Consider the following 23,631-nt stretch of genomic DNA (forward strand, 5'->3'; position numbering starts at 1 on the left):
AGAATGACAACAGTATTGATATTAGCGGTTTTAGTTTTAGTGGCCATTGCTATATGGCAAATGACCAAAATTTTTGAGTTGTCCCAAATGAGGGCGGAATCTTCTAATGCAGAGGTGGCTAGTGATGCGGATAACAAAAACAATGGATACCTTTTGTTTGCGTTTTTGATTTTTATTTATGGCATTACCATCTTCAGTTTTGCTAAGTATACAAAAGTATTGTTACCAGAGGCAGCCTCTGCCCATGGTGGTGAGTATGACACTTTAATGTGGGTCTCCTTTGCCATCATCTTTTTTGTGCAAACCATAACTCAGGCCCTTCTACATTATTTTGGATATAAGTACCGTGGGGAAAAAGGTAAAAAAGCATTGTTCTATGCCGACAATGATCGTTTGGAGTTCATCTGGACCATTATTCCTGTTATAGTGTTGGCGGGACTCATTATTTGGGGTTTATATTCTTGGACCAATATTATGGATGTGAATGATGAGGATAATCCTCTGGTAGTTGAACTATACGCGCAGCAGTTTAATTGGACGGCTCGTTACGGAGGTGAGGACAACGTTTTGGGAGATGCGAGTGTAAGATTAATAGATATTAATAGGGCCAATGTGCTTGGATTGGATGAGTCTGACCCCAATGCCGGGGATGATGTTATTGTAAAGGAGTTACACTTGCCCGTAGGAAGAAAAGTTAATTTTTACATGCGTTCACAGGACGTTCTGCATTCTGCATATATGCCGCATTTTAGGGCGCAGATGAACTGTGTGCCGGGAATGATAACGGAATTCTCTTTTACCCCCACAATCACAACGGAAGAGATGAGGATGAATCCGGATGTGATTGAGAAAGTAAAAAGAACCAATGCCATACGAGCAGAAAAGGCAGCTGCTGGTGAACCAAACTCAGACCCATGGGAGTTTGATTATGTGTTGTTATGTAATAAAATATGCGGAACGTCACATTACAATATGCAACTAAAAATTATCGTTGAAACAGAGGAGGAGTATAATGCTTGGATGGCAGAACAAACTACCTTCTCCAATATGCTGATAAAAGAGGATACGGCCTCCAATGGGGATGCGGTGGAGAGTGCCAACAACAATGTTGCCATGTTGGAATAGGATATTCCAGATAATTTAAAATTAGGCTAGAAAAAGAAAATATAAATTAAAAAAATCGATTATGTCTGCAGTAGCACACGCACACGTTGATGATCATTCACATGATGAGCACCATCATAAAGAGACTTTTATAACCAAATACATTTTTAGTCAGGATCATAAGATGATTGCCAAGCAGTATCTGATCACTGGACTGATTATGGGTTTCATTGGTATTGCAATGTCCTTGTTGTTCAGGATGCAGTTAGCTTGGCCCGGAGAATCCTTCTGGTTGTTCGATACCTTTTTGGGTAAATGGGCTCCTGACGGTGTAATGTCTGCGGATGTTTATTTGGCCTTGGTGACCATTCACGGGACCATTATGGTCTTCTTTGTCCTTACCGCTGGTTTAAGTGGGACATTTAGTAACCTTTTGATTCCATTGCAGATTGGAGCGCGCGATATGGCCTCTGGATTCTTGAATATGGTATCCTATTGGTTGTTTTTTGTTTCGTCCGTGATAATGATTATCTCTTTATTCGTGGAAGCAGGACCCGCCGCTGCAGGTTGGACCATTTACCCACCGTTAAGTGCCTTACCCATGGCACAACCAGGTTCTGGAATGGGAATGACTTTGTGGTTGGTATCGATGGCCATATTTATTGCCTCGTCCCTCTTAGGTTCCTTGAATTATATTGTAACCGTTATCAACCTAAGGACAAAAGGAATGTCAATGACACGTTTACCCCTAACAATTTGGGCTTTCTTTGTAACAGCTATCATTGGGGTAATTTCTTTCCCGGTTCTACTTTCGGCAGCGTTGTTGTTAATCATGGATAGAAGTTTTGGTACTTCGTTTTTCTTGTCTGATATTTTTATCCAAGGTGAAGTATTGCATTATCAAGGTGGGTCACCCGTGCTGTACGAGCACTTGTTTTGGTTTTTAGGACATCCAGAGGTATACATTGTTTTATTGCCAGCTTTGGGGATAACGTCAGAAGTGATGTCTACCAATGCTAGGAAACCCATCTTTGGCTATCGCGCGATGGTTGCTTCCATTTTGGCAATCGCATTTTTGTCCACAATTGTTTGGGGACACCATATGTTCATATCTGGGATGAACCCGTTCCTTGGTTCCGTTTTTACCTTTACAACGCTTTTAATAGCCATACCATCTGCGGTAAAGGCCTTTAATTATATTACAACACTGTGGAAAGGAAACCTACAATTAAATCCTGGGATGTTATTTTCCATTGGTCTGGTATCCACTTTTATCACAGGTGGGTTAACAGGTATCATTCTAGGGGATAGCACTTTGGACATAAATGTCCACGATACTTATTTTGTAGTAGCGCATTTTCACTTGGTGATGGGTATTTCTGCCTTATACGGATTGTTTGCAGGTGTATACCACTGGTTCCCTAAAATGTTTGAAGGTAAAATGATGAACAAAAACTTGGGGTATATTCACTTTTGGGTGACCGCGGTCTGTGCGTACGGGGTTTTCTTCCCTATGCACTTTGTGGGTATGGCGGGCGTTCCAAGACGTTACTATCAGAATACCGCGTTCCCGATGTTTGATGAACTCACCAATGTACAGGTGTTAATGACGGTTTTTGCCATTATTGCCGGTTTAGCACAATTGGTTTTTGTGTATAACTTCATCAGCAGTATTTTCTACGGTAAGAAGGGACCACAGAATCCATGGAAATCCAATACCTTGGAGTGGACAACCCCACAAAAACATATCCATGGAAACTGGCCAGGTAAAATTCCCGAAGTACATCGTTGGGCATATGATTATAGTAAGACTTATGAAAATGGGGAGTACATCATAGAAGGGCAGGATTTTGTTCCACAGGATGTACCACTGCAGGAAAATGAGGAAGAATTGCAGCACTAGACTATTAAATGCTATAAATTCAAGGCCATTCCATAGTTGGAATGGCTTTTTTTTGTTTATGGCACAAAATTTTCATTGTCCGTGTTAGAATGACTTTTATCACTAATTTGTGTCCAACAATAGACTACAAATAATAATTTAAACGGTATGAAAAAAATATGTATTTGTGTTTGCTTGTGTTTTGCAGTATTTGGGTATTCCCAAAGAAAACCAAAAATTAAAGGAAATAGGGCTGTAACCGAGGAGCAGGATGTATTGCCAGCTTTCAATGCCATAGCGTTAAATGACGATATAGATGTTAGGCTTCGCAAAGCCAATACTGAGGGATATCAAATTGTTGCTGATGACAATCTTATTGATATTCTTAAATTTGAGGTGTTGGACAGTACTCTTGTGATTTCCTCTTACTATACCGTAACCAGTAAAAAGAAGTTTGAAATTACCATCGACTTTGTGGAAATTGAACAAATCGTCCAAAATAGTGGAAGTATTGAAACAGAGGATTTTTTGGGCATGGATTCCTTTTATCTTCAATTGTCTGGCGATGCAAAATTTAAGGCTAGGACCAAGGCGTTTATAACAACTTTGGATCTGGAAGAAAAAAGCTTCGCTGATTTAAATATGGACACGGATAGCCTTCAGGTAAAACTCAATGGTAGGTCAGACTTAAAGCTATATGCAGTCTCTGGGGCAAGTAACTTTTCCATTACCGGAAGCGGTACCGCAGACGTGCAAGGTTCTACGGAGGACTTGAATGGGTCGTTTTTTGAAAAAGCAAGATTTAAGGCAGAAGAGTTTCAAGCTAAAAACGTTGGCATCACCATTGAAGATGATGCGGATGCTAGGGTATTTGCCACAGATACACTTTATTTAGAAAGTAGCGGTAAGGGACAAACCTATTTTTATGGGGATGCCAAAATAATCGTGGAACGTTTTTTAAATGAGTCCCAACTCATAAAAAAAGAAAACTAGCTGGCAATTGGTGCAGTAAGCAGTTTTTCTGGAATCCCGTAACCATCTACCAAGGTGTTGATATGCGGCCTGAGCTCCGTGCTAAGGCGCTCAACGCGCTGCCTTATTGCCTTGGATTTTGTACTGCCTAAATATCCTTCCTCCAAATACCAGGTGGCATGTTCACGGATAATACTTAAGCTATGCAACGCCCCCATTTGCCGCAAGAGTTTTTGGTACGGTTCGTTGGGTTGTTGCGCTACAAAGTCATAATACCATTTTACCGCCAATACATCACTGTAGGCCCTACCTACCTGAAGCAAATGGGTTTGTACCTTTAGAAAGGCCTGGTAACTAGGTATTCCTTTTTTGATGTAACCACGGATACGCATGGCCGCAGAATCGGTTAGACGCCTTAACCTAAAATCCATGGCGTGTAAGTGGAATTTTGGGTTGTATAAATGGTCTTTATCCACCTTGTTGGAATACGCCGGATTTATGGTTGCCAGTTTATCCGTTAACCTACTGCTAAGGAGTTTTAAAACGCCCACGAAACCATCTGAGTTTAATTCCGATTTAAAATCGGAGAGTACGCCTTTAGCGGCCAATTGTAGCAAAACGGTGTTGTCACCTTCGAATGTGGTGAAAATATCCGTATCGTTCTTGAGGTCGGCGATACGGTTTTCTAATAAATAGCCCTTGCCGCCACAGGCTTCACGGCATTCCTGGATGGTATCGGTTGCGAACCAGGTGATTACGGCCTTTAATCCCGCCACTTGGGTTTCAATCTTACGTTTATCCGTCTGTCCGTTGGCATATACCTCCATGGCCCGCTGCAATACCGTATGGTACACGTAAGAAGTGGCCACCTTTGGTATAAGCCTTAATTGGTGCGAGGGATAATCCATTAATAGATCTTCCTGTATTTTAATGGAGTCATTGAACTGTCTCCGTTTTAAGGCGTGTTTAATGGCAATGGTCAATGCCATCTTAGCCCCTGCCAAAGCACCTTTGGCCACACAGATACGACCACCCACAAGGGTGCCCAGCATGGTGAAAAAACGTTTGTTGGGATTTTTTATGGCAGATTGATAGTGGCCGTTGGCATCTATGCTACCGTATTTATCCAAAAGGTTGGCAACCGGTACCTGAACTTGGTTGAACCAAATCTTACCGTTGTCCACCCCGTTAAGTCCTAACTTATAGCCGTTGTCCTCTACCCTTATTCCAGGTAGGGTTTGGTGCTTTTCATCCCTAAGGGGAACCAAAACGGCGTGTACCCCTTGGTTTTTCCCATTTACAATGAGCTGTGCGAAAACCGAGGCCATTTTGGAATCCATGGCATTGCCAATGTATTCCTTATTGTCATTTTTTCCTGGGGTATGGATAACCAGATGTCGGTCTTGGTGTACATACGTTGCCGTGGTTTTAATACCGCGCACATTACTTCCGTGTCCGGTTTCGGTCATAGCAAAACAGCCCAACAATTGCGCCTCTCCTGTTTGTTTAAGATAAGCGTCATGATGTTTTTGAGTGCCCAAACTTTGAACACTTCCCCCAAATAGTCCAAACTGAACCCCAAATTTGATGGCCAAACTCCCATCCACAAACATGAGATATTCAAAAATAACAGCATAGGCTTCAAGCGAGCCTTTTCCTCCGTAGGCTTTAGGATAGGCCAAAGCACCCCAGCCTTCATTGGCCAATGCTTTAAGCTGTTCCAAAACCCGTTTCCTAGCCTGTTCTTTTGGCCGATGTACGCCCCACTCAAAAATGGGATCTTGCAAAAATGTTCGTATGTTTTCTATTTCCCCACGATGCGCATGGTTAAAGATGCTGTCAATTTCTTTGGCGTCATACGTTGTTGCAGACACCTGGTGTACCACATCAACATGAAATAAATAACTGTAATGATTGGGTTGGATACCGAGATTTATTTCAATATTCCGTAAGTTGCTGTTCTTAACCTCCGTATGACTGTAGAAGGCGGCCACCTTTTGTGAAAATGCTTCTAATGGATAGGTTTCACTTTCTATTAAGGTAACCCCACTTTTAGAAATCAATTGTTGCCAGTGTTTTATTTCCTCATTTTTAGGGGGATGTTTTTTGTCTAACCAAGAAAGGAGTATTTTCCTATCTGTGGCAGTGAGCCCATCATCCTCTGAAACTGTTTTCTTGACCACTTCAATTTCGGAAGCGGATAAAAGATCATCTGACCAAATGACATAAAAAAAAGGAATATAAGGTAAAAGCGTATGGCTGTAGTTCAAAGTCTTCATGCCATGAAAATACTACAAAATACATTCTCTTGCATGACTTTGAAATTTAAAAATCTTATAAGCTAATTGCTTTATCTTTGTTAGGTATGAACGATAATCTGGATCCAACTACAGGCAGTTTCTCGCAAGAGGAAATGGACATTGAAAGAGCGTTGCGCCCGATCACTTTTGATGATTTTACCGGGCAGGAACAGGTATTGGAAAATTTAAAGGTATTTGTCCAAGCGGCAAACCAACGGGACGAAGCCTTGGACCATACCTTGTTCCATGGTCCTCCGGGGCTTGGTAAGACTACCTTGGCGCATATTTTGGCCAATGAGCTTGGGGTGGGTATCAAAATCACTTCTGGGCCGGTATTGGACAAACCTGGTGATTTGGCAGGTTTGCTTACCAACTTAGAGGAACGGGATGTGTTGTTTATTGATGAAATCCATCGGTTAAGCCCCGTGGTGGAGGAGTACCTCTACTCCGCAATGGAGGACTACAAAATAGACATCATGATTGAAACCGGACCAAATGCAAGAACGGTACAAATCAATTTAAGCCCGTTTACCTTAATTGGTGCCACCACCCGTTCTGGTTTGTTGACCGCCCCTATGCGAGCCCGTTTTGGTATTCAAAGCCGCTTGCAGTATTATGATACGGAACTCTTGTCCACCATTGTGGAACGCAGTGCGGAGATATTAAAAGTCCCTATCACCAATGAAGCCGCTATTGAAATTGCGGGCCGAAGCAGGGGTACCCCAAGAATATGTAATGCACTGTTACGCCGTGTTCGGGATTTTGCCCAAATCAAAGGGAATGGGAGCATAGACATGGAGATTTCAAAATTCAGTTTAAAAGCGCTTAATGTCGATGCCCACGGATTGGATGAGATGGACAATAAAATACTCACCACGATCATAGACAAGTTTAAAGGCGGCCCTGTAGGGATTACCACCCTTGCCACCGCAGTTTCAGAAAGTGCGGAAACCATAGAGGAAGTGTATGAGCCATTTTTGATTCAGCAAGGATTTATCATGCGCACCCCAAGAGGGCGAGAGGTCACAGAACTGGCATATACCCATTTGGGAAGAATTAAGGGAAATATACAAGGGGGGTTATTTTAAATGAAGAAACTACCTCTTGTCTCTTATAAGGAAGTCTTTAAAAACAGACAGCGTATCCTTAAAAATCCGTTACCCTTTCACCGCGAGAAATTTGATGCTTTAGGTGATGTGTTCAGGGTAAGCGTTGGCCCCAAAACTACAGTGGTCTTTACCCGTGACCCGGGATTGATACGCCATATATTGCAAAAAAACCAGAAGGCTTACGAGAAATCCCCTCTCCAGACCAAAGATTTGGCCAAATATATTGGCCATGGACTCCTTACATCCAACGGAGAACATTGGCGTACCCATAGGCGTATGGTACAGCCCGCATTCCATAAGAAAAAGTTGATAGGCTTGCTAGGCATCATGCAGGATGCCATTCAACAAGAACTACAGCGCATAAAGCCCAATACCACCCACGACGTTTATCCCATTATGGGCGATTTGGCATTTCAGGTAGTGGCCAAATCCTTGTTTAGCCGTGATGATATTAGGGAGCTTATGAACAAACTCCAGCACATTACGGAAACCAACCAAAAAATGCTCATTAGGGAAATGAGACAGCCTTACCTCAAATGGTGGTTTTCCGTATCGGGTAAAATAGGCAAGCACCTAAGGTTGGCCAAAGAGGGCAGAACGGTCATCGATACCATTATTAACCAACGTTTGGAACGGAATATAGAAAAAGATGATCTGCTGGATATGCTCTTAAAGGCCAGGTATGAGGATGGTACACCCATGTCTAGAAGACAGCTCATTGATGAAGTGCTTATCCTTTTTACCGCTGGTCATGAGACTACTGCAAATGCCCTTAGCTTTATTTTGGGACTCCTCGCAGAAAATGAAACAGTACAAGAAAAAGCATATAAGGAGGTGGCCAACGTGCCAATTGGAAGTGGTGATATTATGGCAAACCTAGGGCAGCTGGGCTAAATAAAACAATGCGTGGAAGAGGGACTGCGTTTGTATCCGCCTGCTTATGTCATTGATAGAATAGCCAATAGGGAAGACCAGTTTAACGGAACTACCATCAAAAAGGGGACCCTGTTTTTAATGTCGATTTATGAATTGCACCGATATGAAGCATTTTGGGAAGACCCCTTGGCATTTAAACCGGAGCGTTTTGAGGCCCAAAACCAAAAAAAATACCAAGAGTACTACTACCCCTTTGGTGCTGGACCAAGAATGTGCGTGGGCAATAATTTTGCCATGTTTGAAATGATGATGGTCATTGCCGAAGTTTTAAAAAAATACCGAATTACAACTGATGCACCTATTGAAATCAATCCACTGATTTCCTTAAAGCCCAAACAAATGAACCTTTATTTTGAGCTCCGGTAAGGCACTTTTTAAAAATGTTTCTAACCTCAAAAGGAAGGGAACTAATACAATAAAGTGTATTCTAGAATTTTAGCCCCCCCAATGACAATAACTTTAATCCATACCTCCGCTATTATGGAGACATCAATTAACTTAAAATAGCACTTTCGTCAGAGAATTTCTTGTAACTGAAATAGATTGCTGCGACGGCAAACGCGATCAATGAAACCAGCATAGCAATGTACATCGCAATATTTACCGTTCCGGCCATGATTTCCTTTACCCCCAACCCAATATTTAGAACAGGAATAAATACGGTGGACCAGGTAAATTCTATGCCAGGCATAAGAGCCATCACCAAAGGAATTATGATAAGAATAATAATGGGTGAAGCCTTGCTCTGCGCTTCTTTAAAACTGGTGGCGCCGGCAACAAGGGCAATGATCAACCCAGATAGGAACAATGAAAACGGAATCAATAGCAATAATATCATAACAATGGACTGTGGATTCAACATTTCCGTCAGGGCCATTTTAAAGTTGTCTGGAATGCCTTCTATAAAATTGAGGCCAACAATTAAGCCTATAAGGTTGAGTAGCGCTGGAACAAAACCAAGGATGGAAGCAACAATGGCTTTTCCCATCAAAACAGAAAATTTAGACACCGGCAGGGACAAGGTGGTTTCAATGGTCTTACGTTCTTTTTCACCGGTAACCAAATCAATGGCGGCTAGCAAACAACCGCCCCACATGGTCAAGATAAAAATGTAGGGGATAAAACCTCCAATACGCTTGCCTATCAATTCCTTTTGTTCACTCACCTCCACAAAGGTCTGTACCATAGGGTTCATTTTTTCCACTGGAATGTTCAGGGTAGCGATGCGGTTGGTTTTTAGCTTGTCACTATAGGCATCTAAAAGCTTACTTACCCTACTGTTGATGTTGTCCTTGGTTCCATTGCGATGCACCAAGACCTCTGAGGTTTCAAGGCTATCCATTTTTGTGCTCCAGTCAGACGAAAAAACTAGGGCTGTTTGTATGTCGCCCGAGTTGATAAGGGACTTAAAATCTTGGTTTTCCTCAAAAATGGTAACCTCATGAAGGGTGTCCTTGGCCACCAACTGTTTAAAATCCTCTGGAGCATTCAATAATCCTATTTTAATCGTTTTTTGTTGGTTGCTCTCCTGTATCATCTTGCTTACCTTAAACCCGCCAAACATGAGGATGGGAATGAGTAAAGTGGGCAATACTATAGAGTTTATAATGGTTTTTTTGTCCCGTAAAAGCTCAGTCAATTCTTTCTTGACAATTATCAATAAATCTCTCATCTTAGGCTTGTTTTACTCGGTTAATGAATTCTTGGGTAAGGTTAGGTGCGGTCATCTCTTTTTTGAAAGTTTCAAACGAGTCGTTGTAGATAATGGAACCTTTGCTAATGATGGCAAGGTCGTCACACAACAAATCCACCTCACTCATAATGTGAGAGGAGAAAATCACGGTCTTGTTATTGTCCTTGGACTCGCGGATGAGGTCAATGATGCTATCTGCGGTGATAACATCCAACCCAGAAGTGGGTTCGTCAAAAATCAATACTTCTGGGTCATGAATTAGCGTTCTGGCAATGGAAACTTTTTGTTTCATCCCTGTACTCATTTGACCCAAACGCTTTTTTCTAAACTCGTTAATGCCCAATTTTTCAAAAAGATATTCTTTGCGCTCTTGATATTCCTTAATTGGTAACTGATAGATTTTCCCTATAAAATCCAAGGTCTCATCTGGGTTTAAACGTTCATAAAGCCCGGTGGATCCAGTAAGGAAACCAATCCGTTTTTTTACTTCATTATTGCCCTTGGCTATAGCTATGTTATCCACTACGGCAGTACCGGACGTAGGTTTAATGATACCGGCGATCATCCTTAAGGTAGTGGTTTTGCCGGCACCATTGGGGCCCAACAAGGAGAAGATCCGTCCTGGCTTACATTCAAAGGAAACCGAATTTACCGCGTTTACCGTTACCGTTTCTTTCTTAAGGCCTTTGCCTGTTTTTGAAGTGAACGATTTGGTAAGATTTTCTATTCGTATCATGTCATTGGTTTAAAATGATGTAAGTTAGAGTTATCTTGACCCAAAATGTTACATCAAAATAAAAATTATTTTCATTTATGGGATGTTGTACTTTCGTTATCACTGGCAGAATTGAAAAATGAATCAAAAAACCACATATGCCCAACAGATAAAAAAAGAGGCCAAACGCCTTGGTTTTTTGTCTTGTGGCATATCTAAGGCCCAATTTTTAGAGGAGGAGGCACCACGGCTAGAGCATTGGTTAAAGGAAAACAGGCATGGCAAGATGCAGTATATGGAGCGTTATTTTGATAAACGCCTAGACCCGCGTTTGTTGGTGGATGACGCAAAATCCGTGATCTCGGTGCTGTTAAATTACTATCCTTCTGAAACGCAAGGCACGGAAACCTATAAGATTTCCAAATATGCCTACGGACGTGATTATCATCATGTCATAAAGGGAAAACTTCGAGAGTTGTATGAATTTATCCAAGATGCCATAGGCGAGGTTAACGGACGGGCTTTTGTGGATTCTGCGCCAGTTCTGGATAAGGCATGGGCAGCAAAAAGCGGCTTGGGTTGGATGGGGAAACATAGTAATTTGTTGACCCAGCAGGTAGGCTCTTTTTACTTTATTGCTGAATTGATTGTTGACTTGGAATTAGCATATGATACGCCGGTAACCGATCACTGTGGCACTTGTACTGCTTGTATGGATGCTTGCCCTACGGAGGCCATTGTGGCCCCATACCAAGTAGATGGCAGTAAGTGTATTTCCTATTTTACCATAGAGCTAAAAGAGGAATTGCCCACTGAATTTTCCGGTAAATTTGATGAATGGATGTTTGGCTGCGATGTGTGCCAAGATGTCTGTCCTTGGAATCGCTTTTCCAAACCACACAGTGAACCACTGTTTGACCCACATCCAGATTTGCTCTCCATGACCAAAAAGGACTGGGAAGAAATAACGGAAGATGTGTTTAAGAAGGTATTTAAAAAATCTGCGGTAAAACGCACCAAGTTTTCAGGATTACAAAGGAATATCAAGTTTTTAAAGAAGGCAGACCGATAGCCCTCGGTTCTAGTACACCTGAATTATCGGGTAAAATTGCTATATTCAACCTTTACATCACAACCAACAAAGGAAACAAACTAACAAATGAAGATCAATAAACCTAAATTAAACTTTTGGCAAATTTGGAACATGAATGTTGGTTTTTTTGGAATCCAATTTAGTTTTGGATTGCAACAGACTGCAATTAATCCAATTTTTGAATTTTTGGGTGCGCATCATAATGAATTACCCCTATTAAATTTAGCAGGTCCCGTTACCGGACTTCTTATTCAGCCTATAATTGGTGCGATTAGTGATAAAACTTGGTTGCCAAAGTGGGGCGGCCGTAGGAAGCCATTTTTCTTAATCGGCGCAATTGCCGCCAGTTTATGTCTGTTTGCCTTTCCTTTTAGCCCTGGATTATGGTTTGCTGTTGGTCTGCTATGGGTTTTAGACGCTGCAAACAACACTGCAATGGAGCCGTATCGTGCTTTTGTTGGTGATAAACTGCCCGATGAACAATTGACTTTTGGTTATCAAATGCAAAGCCTCTTTGTAGGAGCGGGTATTACTTTGGCTAACTTCTCCCTGTTTTTGTTTCAGGACTGGTTCAGTGTACCTGCGGATGCTGCGGCTAGTCTATGCTCCGTGGGTGCGGATGATGTCAATGCAATTCCAACTTGGGTGTATTATTCTTTTTTTCTAGGTGCTTTTGCCTCCGTAGCCACAGTTCTTTGGTCTGTATTTAAAACCCCGGAAATTCCTCCAACCGATGAGGAATTGGTTAAAATGAAACAAGAAAAAGCAGATACCTCTTTTGGTAAAAGGTTATTTTTCCCCATACTTGAAATAGTCCACGCAATAGGTAATATGCCAAAGTTAATGTGGCGTTTAGCTGCAGTATATTTCTTTCAATGGTATGCTTTATTTTGTTATTGGCAGTTTATTACACCCATGGTAAGAAAAAGTTTAAAAGGCATCAGTGATGCGGATACAGATCGTTATGAAGGGATAATGGAAGCTTGTAAAAGCGGTGCGGAGATTAGCACTGTTGATACTGCGTTTGCTCAAAATATTCAGCTATTGTCTGAACAGGCTTTGGCGCAAACAGGTTTAATGAACGGTACTTATAATTTTGTTACTATGATAACTGCATTGGCTTTAGTACCCCTTGCTGTCAAATACAGCTCAAAAATAGTATATGTGGTCAGTTTGATTTTAACTGGTATAGCAATGTTAAGCATGCCATACATTAACAATGAGTATGCTTTATTAATACCAATGGTGCTCTTTGGAATAGGTTGGGCGGCAATGATGGGTATACCTTACGCTATGGTATCCCAAGTAATACCAGAGGATCGCAGAGGGGTATATATGGGTATCGTAAATATGATGATAGTCATTCCCATGTTGATTCAAACGGTAACTTTTGGAACAATTATTGAAAATTTTCTTGGAAACAACGCGGTAAATGCTATTTTATTTGGCGGGGTATTCTTTATAATAGCTGCATTATTGGCCACACGACTGAATGTAAAGAATAGTCATAGGGCTACGTGATGTAATTCTGTAAATAAGGGCCTTTCCAAAAGAACAATACTCTTCCCGAAAAATTCTTTTTTGGCCGAATACCTGTAACTTTACACCCTTTGAAAATGAAGCAATGAGCAAAGAGAAGAATCGCAGGGAAGCATTGGTTTATCATGCAAAACCCCAACCGGGAAAAATAAAGGTGGTTCCTACAAAACCCTACGCCACACAACGGGATTTGGCCCTGGCATATTCGCCGGGCGTTGCCCAACCCTGTTTGGAAATAGCAAAAAACAAGGAGGAGGTCTACAAGTATACGGCAAAGGGCAATGTGGTAGCGGTCATCTCCAATGGTACTGCCGTTTTGGGATTGGGAAATATTGGTCCGGAAGCTGCAAAACCTGTCATGGAAGGTAAAAGCCTGCTCTTTAAGATTTTTGCGGATATTGATGGAATTGATATTGAACTGGATACGGAGGATGTGGACAAGTTTGTGGAAACGGTCAAAACCATTGCGCCCACCTTTGGTGGCATCAATTTAGAGGATATTAAGGCCCCGGAAGCCTTTGAGATAGAAAGGCGATTAAAAGAGGAGCTGGATATTCCGGTTATGCACGACGATCAGCATGGTACGGCCATTATATCCGCCGCAGCCCTTTTGAATGCGCTGGAGCTCATTGGCAAGAAAATGGAAGATATCAACATTGTGGTAAGTGGTGCCGGCGCAGCTGCCATTTCCTGCACCAGATTGTACCAAGCCTTTGGGGCAAAAAGGGAACATATTGCGATGTTGGACAGTAAAGGGGTCATCCGTTCGGATAGGGAGAATTTAAGTCAGCAGAAAGCGGAGTTTGCCACCGACCGTGATATTTCTACTTTAGAGGACGCCATGAAGGATGCCGATGTTTTTATTGGGCTTTCCATGGCAGATATCGTAACTCCGGAAATGCTCTTGCTCATGGCCAAAGACCCTGTGGTATTTGCCATGGCCAATCCCAACCCAGAGATTGAGTATGGGTTGGCTTGTAAGACCAGGGAAGATATTATCATGGCAACGGGACGATCGGACCATCCCAACCAAGTGAACAATGTTTTGGGCTTTCCTTTTATTTTTAGGGGGGCTTTGGATGTTAGGGCAACCAAAATTAACGAGGAGATGAAGATGGCAGCAGTGAGGGCGCTGGCAGATTTGACCAAAGAGCCTGTGCCAGAGCAGGTAAATATTACCTATGATACCACGCGTCTTACGTTTGGTAAAAACTATATCATCCCCAAACCGTTTGATCCTAGGCTTATTGCAAAAATACCTCCGGCGGTTGCCAAGGCCGCCATGGAAAGTGGTGTGGCCAAAGCACCCATTCAAGATTGGAAAAAATATGAGGAAGAGTTACTGTTGCGTTCCGGTAATGATAACAAAGTGGTGAGGATGCTGCACAACCGGGCAAAAGTAAACCCAAAACGCATCGTTTTTGCGGAGGCGGAGCTGTTGGATGTACTTAAAGCCGCTCAAATAGTGTATGAGGAGGGTATTGCCACGCCTATTCTTCTTGGGCACAAGGAGACTATTTTAAAACTAAAACAACAGTTGGAGTTTGATGCGGATGTGGAAATCATTGACCCCCGATCGGAAGATTCCAAGGATATACGCACCATGTATGCGGATAAACTTTGGCAACAGCGCAAGCGCAAGGGGGAGACCCGTTACAGTGCCCGGGTCAATATGGGCAAGCGAAACTATTTTGGCTCCATGATGGTTCTTACCGGAGATGCGGATGGTATGATATCTGGGTATTCCCGGGCCTATCCTAAGGTATTAAAACCTGTATTTGAGGTCATTGGCAGGGCCAATAACGTAGGTAAGGCCTCCACCGTGAATATTATGATAACGGAAAGGGGCCCTATATTTTTAGCGGACACCTCGGTGAATATCAATCCCAATGCCGAGGAGTTGGCAGAGATTGCACAAATGACGGCCAATGTGGCCAGTACCTTTGGATTTAATCCCGTTGTGGCCATGCTGTCTTATTCCAACTTTGGTTCCTCCAACGATGCCGATGCCAAAAAAGTGAGGGAAGCGGTTAGGATTTTGCATGACCAAAACCCGAGTTTGGTGGTTGATGGTGAAATTCAAACGGATTTTGCGCTGGACCAAGAGTTGTGCTACAATAATTTTCCGTTTTCAAAATTGGCAGGAAAAAAGGTAAATACCTTTATACTTCCCAATCTAGATGCTGCCAATATTACCTATAAACTAATGAAGGGGCTTAACAAGGCCAGTTCTATAGGTCCCATTATGGTAGGCTTAAGAAAATCCGTGCACATTTTGCAATTAGGAGCCAGTGTGGATGAAATGGTGAATATGAGTGCGGTGGCCGTCATTGATGCCCAAGAGCGGGAAAAACGAAAAAGGGCAAAAGCTAGTGGAAATTAAGCGCCTGGTCATCCTTAATCAGTTGCCCTTGCCGCAAGTATCACTTGGAGCCAACCTTAACTCAAGTATCCATACAAAAGAAATAAAAAGAATATGATTCATCATCTTAAAGGGAAACTAGTAGAAAAATCGCCCACATATGTAGTTGTGGAATGTGGGGGCGTAGGATATTTTTTAAACATATCATTACATACGTTTTCCCAGCTTAAGAATGAGGAATCTACCCACCTATTCACCCACTTACAGGTTAAGGAGGACGCTCACACCCTTTTTGGTTTTGTCACCAAGGCAGAACGTGAAATTTTCCGCCTGTTGTTATCCGTTTCCGGTATAGGCGCCAGTACCGCCAGAACTATGCTATCCTCTTTAAACCCCAATCAGGTAAAAGAGGCCATAGCAGGGGGTGATGTAGCTACCATACAGGGTGTCAAAGGGATAGGGGCCAAGACGGCCCAACGTGTAATTTTAGACCTCAAGGACAAGATTCTTAAAGTCTATGATATGGACGAAGTTTCACTACAATCAAACAATACAACAAAGGATGAAGCGTTATCTGCTTTAGACGTTCTTGGTTTTGCAAGGAGGCAATCTGAAAAGGTGGTCGATCGGGTCCTTGCGCAAGATAGTGCTATGAGCGTGGAAGCTGTGATTAAACAGGCGCTGAAAAATTTGTAATTAGTTTGAAAAGAGGGGTAATACCACAACTTAAATCCAATAGATTTAAGCTCACTTTTATATGCTTTTTATTCTTGTCCCTATCCTATATAAGGGGTCAGGACCAAGACGCTGACCAAGCGGTGGATTCGGTTAAAACCGGTGCGGCCTTGGGCAGGTTGTTGTTGGAAAATCCCAACAGTATAGTCTCCAAGTACAGTTATGACGCCTCTATTGACCGCTACGTGTACACGGAAAGTGTTGGGGATTTCAATGTAAACTATCCGTTATTTCTTACTCCGGAAGACTATTATAAATTGGTCCGTGCGGAGGGTATAAAATCCTATTTCAAGGAAAAAATTGATGCATTTTCCGGTAAAAAGGAAGGTGCAGAAGAGGCACGCAAAAATCTACTTCCCAATTTTTACGTGAACAATAATTTCTTTGAGTCCGTTTTTGGTGGCAACACCATAGAAGTGATTCCACAGGGTTCCGTTGCCATGGATTTGGGTGTGATTTGGCAAAAGAATGACAATCCTGCCCTATCCCCAAGAAATAGGACCAACCTATCCTTTGATTTTGACCAGCGAATTAGTCTTAGCATGCTGGGAAAGGTAGGGGAGCGGCTTCAGGTAACGGCCAATTATGATACGGAGGCCACGTTCGATTTTCAAAACCTGGTGAAACTGGATTACACCCCTACCGAAGATGATATCATACGCTCCATTGAAGTGGGTAATGTGAACATGCCCTTGAACAGTTCCTTGATTACTGGGGCCCAGAGCTTATTTGGTATAAAGACCCAATTACAGTTTGGTAGGACCACGGTAACCGCCGTCTTTTCCGAGCAACAATCCCAAAACAATACCGTAGTGGCCCAAGGTGGTGGTACTATAAACGATTTCTCCCTTACCGCATTGGATTATGATGAAGACAGGCATTTCTTCTTGGCCCAGTATTTTAGGGACAATTATGATGCGGCCCTTGCCCAGTACCCTTTTATTCAGAGTCGTACCCAAATTACACGTTTGGAGGTTTGGGTAACCAACAGGAACCAGTTGACCACCAACGTGCGTAATGTAGTGGCCATCCAAGATTTAGGGGAAGGGGAAATAGGTCCAGACGGGCAGGCAAAAACTAGGATAGGTCGCCAAAATGGTGCGCCAACCGGCTTCTTTAATGTTGCTGGTACTGGGGTCTTACCGCAAAATAGGGCCAATGATTATGATCCAGCTGCTATTGGAGCCGGTGGTGCTTTAAATGAAAATATAAGGGACATTGCCACTGTGGCCAATGGTTTTGATATTCCTGGCTATACCGTTAATGAAGGTTTTGACTATGCTATTCTGGAAAACGCCAGAAAGTTGGAAGTGGGCAGGGATTACAGGTTTGATAGTCAGCTTGGGTATATTTCCCTAAACCAAAGGTTGAGCAATGATGAGGTGCTGGCCGTTGCGTTTCAGTACACTACCTTGGATGGTGATGTTTTTCAGGTAGGAGAATTTGCCAATGGCGGGGTAGAGGCCACTACCGTGACCGGTGGGGCAAACCCCATTATCGAAAATAATACGCTGGTATTAAAGCTTTTAAAGAGTAATATCACCAATGTGAGTGATCCCATTTGGGATTTGATGATGAAGAATATTTATTCCACCGGTGCTTTTCAGTTAAGTCAGGAAGACTTTCGGTTAAACATCCTATATTCCGATCCAACCCCAAGAAACTATATCACCCCAGCTAGGGATGAGAGCGGCGTGCCCGTGCCTTTTCCCGCAGCAGCCTCGGCCAATGGAAAACCCTTGGAAGAACGTATTCTTTTAAACGTATTTAATTTAGACCGCTTAAATCTGTATAATGATGTGCAGGCCGGAGGTGACGGTTTCTTTGACTATGTGCCGGGGATCACCGTGGATACACAAACGGGACGCATCATTTTCACCAAGGTAGAGCCCTTTGGGGAATACCTGTTTGATCTTTTGGGTGGTGGGACCTATGAGGTAGAGAATGATCAAGGATATAATGCCAATCAGCAACGGTACGTATTTAGGAACATGTACGCAAAAACCAAGGCCGCCTCATTGCAGGACGCCGAGAAAAATCGGTTTCAATTAAAGGGGCGCTACAAATCACAGGGCAACAACGGTATCCCGATCGGTGCCTTTAATGTGCCAAGGGGTTCCGTTAGGGTTACCGCAGGTGGTAGGCAATTACAGGAAGGTATTGATTATACGGTAAATTATCAGGCTGGTACGGTGCAATTGCTGGACCAGAGCTTGGAGGCTTCCAACGTGCCCATTAATATTTCCGTGGAAAACAATGCGGTTTTTGGGCAACAGACCAGACGGTTTACGGGCATAAACGTAGAGCATAAAATCAGTGAAAACTTTGTACTGGGTGGAACCTTGTTAAATTTAAACGAGCGCCCACTCACCCAAAAGGCAAATTTTGGGGTGGAACCTGTAAATAATACCATTTTTGGTTTTAACGGTAATTTTAGTACGGAAGTGCCATTTTTAACCCGTTTGGCCAACAAATTGCCCAATATTGACACGGACGTACCTTCTAACATCTCCATTCGTGGTGAGGTGGCGGTGTTGCAGCCCAATTCTCCAAAGAATGCGGATTTTTTGGGGGAGACCACCACCTTTTTGGACGATTTTGAAGGAGCCCAGGCATTGATAGATATCCGTTCTTCCTTAGGGTGGTCATTGGCAAGCCCGCCGGTTGGTGTGCCGCAAAATCCAGAAGGGCTAAGTGCCGGCTTTGAACGTGCCAAAATGGCCTGGTACACGGTTGACCCCATATTTTATACCAACCAAAGACCAGATGGGGTAACGGACAATGATGTGTCTTTAAACAGCACACGTAGGGTTTTTATTGATGAGGTTTTTCCCCAGATAGATATTGCGCAAGGCCAGACTACCGTTCAGGGAACACTGGACGTGGCCTATTATCCCAATCAAAAAGGCCCCTATAATGCCAGTGATACCTTTGGTGCCAATCCAGAGCGCCATTGGGGAGGTATTATGCGGTCCTTGAGCAGTACCAATTTTGAACAAAGTAATGTGGAATTTATCCAGTTTTGGGTTTTAGACCCTTATGTTGATGGTGAGACCACTGGGGCCAATAGTGGTGAGCTGGTATTGAATTTGGGTAATATTTCAGAGGATATTCTGCCAGATGGCAGAAAACAATATGAAAACGGGTTGCCAAGCCCTACCTCAACCGAAAATCCTAGGCCCACGGTCTGGGGTCAGGTGCCTTCCACCCAATCTTTGGTCTATGCCTTTGATGCAGATGAGAACAATCGTGAAATACAGGATATTGGTTTTGATGGGCTCAGTGATGCTGATGAGGCAAGTATCTATAATGGACCGGCAGAAGATCCTGCATTGGACAACTATGTGTATTACCTGAACAGGGAAGGCGGTATTCTGGAAAGATATCTGGATTTTAATAATCCAGATGGTAACTCGCCGGTGGAAGTGACCAATACCAATAGGGGTTCCACCACCCTTCCTGATGTGGAGGATGTGGATCGGGACCTTACCATGAACACGGTCAACAGTTATTATGAATACCGAATCCCGATCCGTCCCAATACCACAATAGATGATGAGTATGTGACCGATATCCGTGAGGGAGAAACACCCACACTTCCCAACAATACGCAATTAAATAGGCGATGGATTCAATACAAGATTCCTTTAAGTGATTTTACCGATGCCATTGGGGGTATTACGGATTTTAGGTCCATAAGTTTTATGCGGATGTACATGACTGGGTTCACGGATGATATCGTTCTACGGTTTGCTACCTTGGACTTGGTTCGGGGAGATTGGCGTACCTATACCAATAACCTGCAGGATGAGACCGTGGACGCCAATCCTTCAGATGACGGAACGGTTACCGATGTCAATGCCGTAAACATTGAGGAAAATGCAGGTAGGACCCCAATCCCTTATGTACTGCCACCGGGGGTCATCAGGGAACAATTGAATAATAACAATACCATTATACGCCAGAATGAGCAGTCGTTGTCCTTTTTGGTGGAAAACTTGGAGCCTCAGGACTCAAGAGGGGTTTTTAAGAACGTAAACATTGATGTGCGGCAGTATGAGAAGATAAAGATGTTCATGCATGCAGAAAAGGTGGTGAACAGTGACTATGCGGATAGTGATACACCTCTGGTGGGTTTTTTAAGGATAGGTACAGATTTTTCAGAAAACTTTTACCAATTGGAACTGCCCTTGCAGTTTACTCCTTTTGGCAGCACAGATGCAGAGGTTATCTGGCCAAGCGTTAACGAGCTAGATGTGGTCTTGGCAGATTTGAACAAGGTGAAATCTCTGGGCATTGCCAACGGTTCCCTTAACCAACTAAATTTTTATGAGGTGGTGAACGGTGAAGTGGTTCCTGTTGATGAGTTTGCCCCAAGGGATTTGGGTAGGTTACGCATAGGAATCCGAGGTAACCCCTCTTTGGGAAGCATCCGCGGGATGATGGTAGGTGTAAAAAATATTGATAATATTCCGGCAAGAGGTGAAGTTTGGTTCAATGAGCTCCGCTTGGCGGGGTTAGATAACAATGGAGGTTGGGCGGCCATTGCGGCCATTGATGCGAACATGGCAGATTTTGCCAACGTTACCGCTACCGGAAGCACCAGCACCTCCGGTTTTGGGTCCATAGATCAAATGCCCAATGAGCGGGCCAGGGAAGATGCCATGTCCTATGACGTGGTGACCAATGTTAACGTGGGCCAATTGTTTCCAAAGCAATGGGGCTTGCAAATACCCTTCAACTACGGTATTTCGGAAACATTGATTACCCCAGAGTTTGATCCGGTCTATGATGATTTAAAACTGGCCGATAGGATTGCTGCCGCAGATACACAAGAAGATGCGGAGACTATTAGGGAGCAGGCAGAGGATTACACCAAACGCACTAGCGTTAACCTTATAGGAGTGAGAAAAAATAGGGGGGACGAAGCAGAAGAGAATTTCTACGATATTGAAAACTTTACCTTTAATTTTTCACATAACGAAACCAATCATCGGGATTTTGAAGTGGCAGAGCTAATAGACCAAAACGTACAAACGGGCTTTGTGTACAATCACAATTTTAAACCCTTGCCCGTGGCGCCCTTTGCCAAAAAAGATTCCATATTTAAAAGTGATTATTGGAAATGGCTAAAGGAGTTCAATCTAAATTTGATGCCCACCAGCGTGTCCTTAAATGCCAATTACAATAGGTCCTTTAACCAGCAGCGTTTTAGGGATGTATTGGAACCGGGCGTAGAGGCACTGGATCTACCCTTGTTGCAGCAACGTAATTACCTGTTTAATTGGCAATACGCCCTTAATTACAGCTTGTCAAAATCGCTTAGGGTAAATTTAACCGCATCCAATAATAATATCGTTAGGAATTATTTTAATGTGGATGATGATGCGGATTCTGGTATCAATGAAATGTTGGACCTGTGGGATGGCTTTTTTGATATAGGGGAGCCCAACAGGCATTCCCAACAGATGCAGTTAAACTACGAGTTGCCATTTGATAAGTTTCCATTTTTGAGTTTCATCAACGGCCAATATACCTATACCAGTAATTTTGATTGGCAACGGGGCGGTGATGCCCTGTTTGAGGTGGCCGGGGAGGATATCAACACCGTCCAAAATGCCAGCACCCATACCCTTACCGCAAACATGACCATGCAAGGGTTCTATGATTATCTGGGCTTAAAAAAGCGAACGGGCAAAGGCGATACAAGGACCCGCCGTGGCACCAACAACACCGATGGGGATGGGGAAAAGGAAAAGACCAAGAAAAAAACCAGTAAAGGGGTAAACACGCTTATAGATATTGTGACCATGGTAAAACGGGTGAACGTGAACTATACAGAAAACAGGGGGCAGGTTCTTCCTGGGTACACCCAAAGTATCGGTTTTATAGGTACGGCAAGACCCACTTTAGGTTTTGTCTTTGGCAGTCAACGGGATGTAAGGTTCGAGGCTGCCCGCAGGGGCTGGTTAACCCAGTTTGATGGGTTTAACTCCCAATTTTTACAGAACAATACCAAACAACTCAATATAACGGCAACGGCACAGCCCACCCAAGACCTTACCATAGATTTAGTTGCTGACAGGCAGATTTCCAACAACCTACAGGAGACCTTTGCGGTGGTCCCGGACATTAGCACCGGAGAACTTACCTACAATCAGCTCTTGGGCAATAATTTGGGCAATTTCAGTATTTCAACCATGATGCTGGGCACGGCTTTTAGGAGGAGTGATGAGTTTAATTCTGCCACCTTTGATGAGCTTAAGGCCAACCGGGTGATCATTGCCAACCGTATCAATGAAGACAGAAATGCCAATGCCACCATTTTGCCAGATGGTTTCCCAGAAGGCTATGGGAAAACCAGTCAGGATGTGCTGCTTCCGGCATTTTTCGCGGCCATTACCGGCCAAGATGCGGAACGGGTGAATTTGGATGCCTTTAGGGAAATTCCCATTCCCAATTGGACCATTAAGTACACTGGTCTCATGAAGAACAAATGGTTTAAAAAGAAATTTAAGCGTTTTTCGGTGCAGCATGGCTATCGTTCCGCATACAGTATCAATTCCTTTCAGACCAATTTGGAACGCAACCAATTGCTAAAGGAAGGTCTGCCCTTGGTTAACGTGGAAACCGGAAACGTGCTGCCAGAGAACATCATCAATAACGTAATTTTAACGGATGAATTCAACCCTTTGGTACGCTTGGATTTTGAAATGAAAAATTCCCTTAGTGTCCTTGCAGAAGTAAGGACGGATAGGATGTTTTCCATGAGTTTTGACAATAATCTGCTCACGGAAATGAGCGGACAGGAGTATCGGGTAGGTTTGGGATACAGGTTTAAGGATGTAAAATTTGTGGCCAATATAGGAGGTGAAAAAACCCGTTTAAAGGGAGATTTAAATTTAAAGGCAGATTTATCGCTCCGGGACAATATTACCATTATAAGGAACTTGGATATTGATAGCAACCAAATTACGGCAGGCCAAAATCTATGGGCCGTGAAGTTTACGGCAGATTATGCCCTTAGCCAAAATTTAAACGCCTTGTTCTTTTACGATCATGCCTTTTCCCAATTTAAGGTTTCTACAGCTTTCCCCCAGACCACCATTAACGCGGGCTTTACCATACGGTATAATTTTGGGAATTGACAAAGGGGTCGTTACTTATTTTCCGGCTTCCGTGCATTGCCTA

General features: G+C 43.1%; 12 protein-coding genes and 1 pseudogene. 10 read left to right on the top strand and 3 right to left on the bottom strand.

Going from position 1 to position 23,631, the window contains the following annotated elements; translation table 11 throughout:
- Positions 1-3: 3 nt before the first annotated feature.
- The 3 genes from I595_RS11865 (at position 4) to I595_RS11875 (ending at position 3,979) form a co-directional block, all read left to right on the top strand.
- Positions 4-1,125 (top strand): cytochrome c oxidase subunit II, encoded by a 1,122-nt coding sequence (locus I595_RS11865; protein ID WP_054559646.1) that lies wholly within the window; start codon positions 4-6, stop codon positions 1,123-1,125.
- A 61-nt stretch (positions 1,126-1,186) separates the two neighbouring features.
- The gene (locus tag I595_RS11870; RefSeq protein ID WP_054559647.1) at positions 1,187-3,007 is read left to right on the top strand and encodes a cytochrome c oxidase subunit I; all 1,821 of its coding nucleotides are present in this window, start codon (positions 1,187-1,189) and stop codon (positions 3,005-3,007) included.
- A 147-nt stretch (positions 3,008-3,154) separates the two neighbouring features.
- A complete protein-coding gene (locus I595_RS11875) occupies positions 3,155-3,979 on the top strand; it encodes a GIN domain-containing protein (RefSeq protein WP_083467592.1) in 825 nt (274 codons plus the stop codon).
- On the opposite strand, the gene I595_RS11880 is transcribed toward I595_RS11875, so the two are convergent.
- Entirely contained in the window at positions 3,976-6,237 is a 2,262-nt protein-coding gene (locus I595_RS11880; protein WP_054559649.1) for an acyl-CoA dehydrogenase family protein, read from the bottom strand. The genes I595_RS11875 and I595_RS11880 overlap by 4 nt on opposite strands.
- An 86-nt stretch (positions 6,238-6,323) precedes the next feature.
- Between I595_RS11880 and ruvB the strand changes: the two genes are divergently transcribed.
- Both ruvB and I595_RS11890 read left to right on the top strand, forming a co-directional pair.
- Positions 6,324-7,346: a Holliday junction branch migration DNA helicase RuvB gene (gene ruvB, locus I595_RS11885; protein WP_054559650.1), complete on the top strand. Its 1,023-nt coding sequence runs from the start codon at positions 6,324-6,326 to the stop codon at positions 7,344-7,346.
- Positions 7,347-8,669 (top strand): annotated as a pseudogene (locus tag I595_RS11890) (cytochrome P450).
- 127 nt (positions 8,670-8,796) lie between these two features.
- Here I595_RS11890 and I595_RS11895 read toward each other — a convergent pair.
- Together I595_RS11895 and I595_RS11900 are read right to left on the bottom strand one after the other, a co-directional pair.
- Positions 8,797-9,975 (bottom strand): ABC transporter permease, encoded by a 1,179-nt coding sequence (locus I595_RS11895; protein ID WP_054559651.1) that lies wholly within the window; start codon positions 9,973-9,975, stop codon positions 8,797-8,799.
- A gap of 1 nt (position 9,976) precedes the next feature.
- Positions 9,977-10,732 (bottom strand): ABC transporter ATP-binding protein, encoded by a 756-nt coding sequence (locus tag I595_RS11900; protein WP_054559652.1) that lies wholly within the window; start codon positions 10,730-10,732, stop codon positions 9,977-9,979.
- Positions 10,733-10,850: 118 nt separating this feature from the next.
- On the opposite strand from I595_RS11900, the gene queG reads away from it, so the two are divergent.
- The 5 genes from queG (at position 10,851) to sov (ending at position 23,588) form a co-directional block, all read left to right on the top strand.
- On the top strand, positions 10,851-11,783 hold the full coding sequence (gene queG / locus I595_RS11905; protein ID WP_054559653.1) for a tRNA epoxyqueuosine(34) reductase QueG: 933 nt from the start codon (positions 10,851-10,853) through the stop codon (positions 11,781-11,783).
- An 87-nt stretch (positions 11,784-11,870) separates the two neighbouring features.
- Positions 11,871-13,325, top strand: coding sequence for an MFS transporter (locus I595_RS11910; RefSeq protein WP_054559654.1), 1,455 nt, complete (start codon positions 11,871-11,873; stop codon positions 13,323-13,325).
- Positions 13,326-13,428: 103 nt separating this feature from the next.
- Positions 13,429-15,726, top strand: coding sequence for an NADP-dependent malic enzyme (locus tag I595_RS11915; protein WP_054559655.1), 2,298 nt, complete (start codon positions 13,429-13,431; stop codon positions 15,724-15,726).
- Positions 15,727-15,819: 93 nt separating this feature from the next.
- Complete coding sequence (gene ruvA / locus I595_RS11920; protein ID WP_054559656.1) at positions 15,820-16,401, top strand: Holliday junction branch migration protein RuvA; 582 nt, start codon at positions 15,820-15,822, stop codon at positions 16,399-16,401.
- Positions 16,402-16,406: 5 nt separating this feature from the next.
- Positions 16,407-23,588: a T9SS outer membrane translocon Sov/SprA gene (gene sov, locus I595_RS11925; protein ID WP_054559657.1), complete on the top strand. Its 7,182-nt coding sequence runs from the start codon at positions 16,407-16,409 to the stop codon at positions 23,586-23,588.
- Positions 23,589-23,631 lie beyond the last annotated feature (43 nt).

The organism is Croceitalea dokdonensis DOKDO 023 (assembly GCF_001306415.1).
GTDB lineage: Bacteria > Bacteroidota > Bacteroidia > Flavobacteriales > Flavobacteriaceae > Croceitalea > Croceitalea dokdonensis.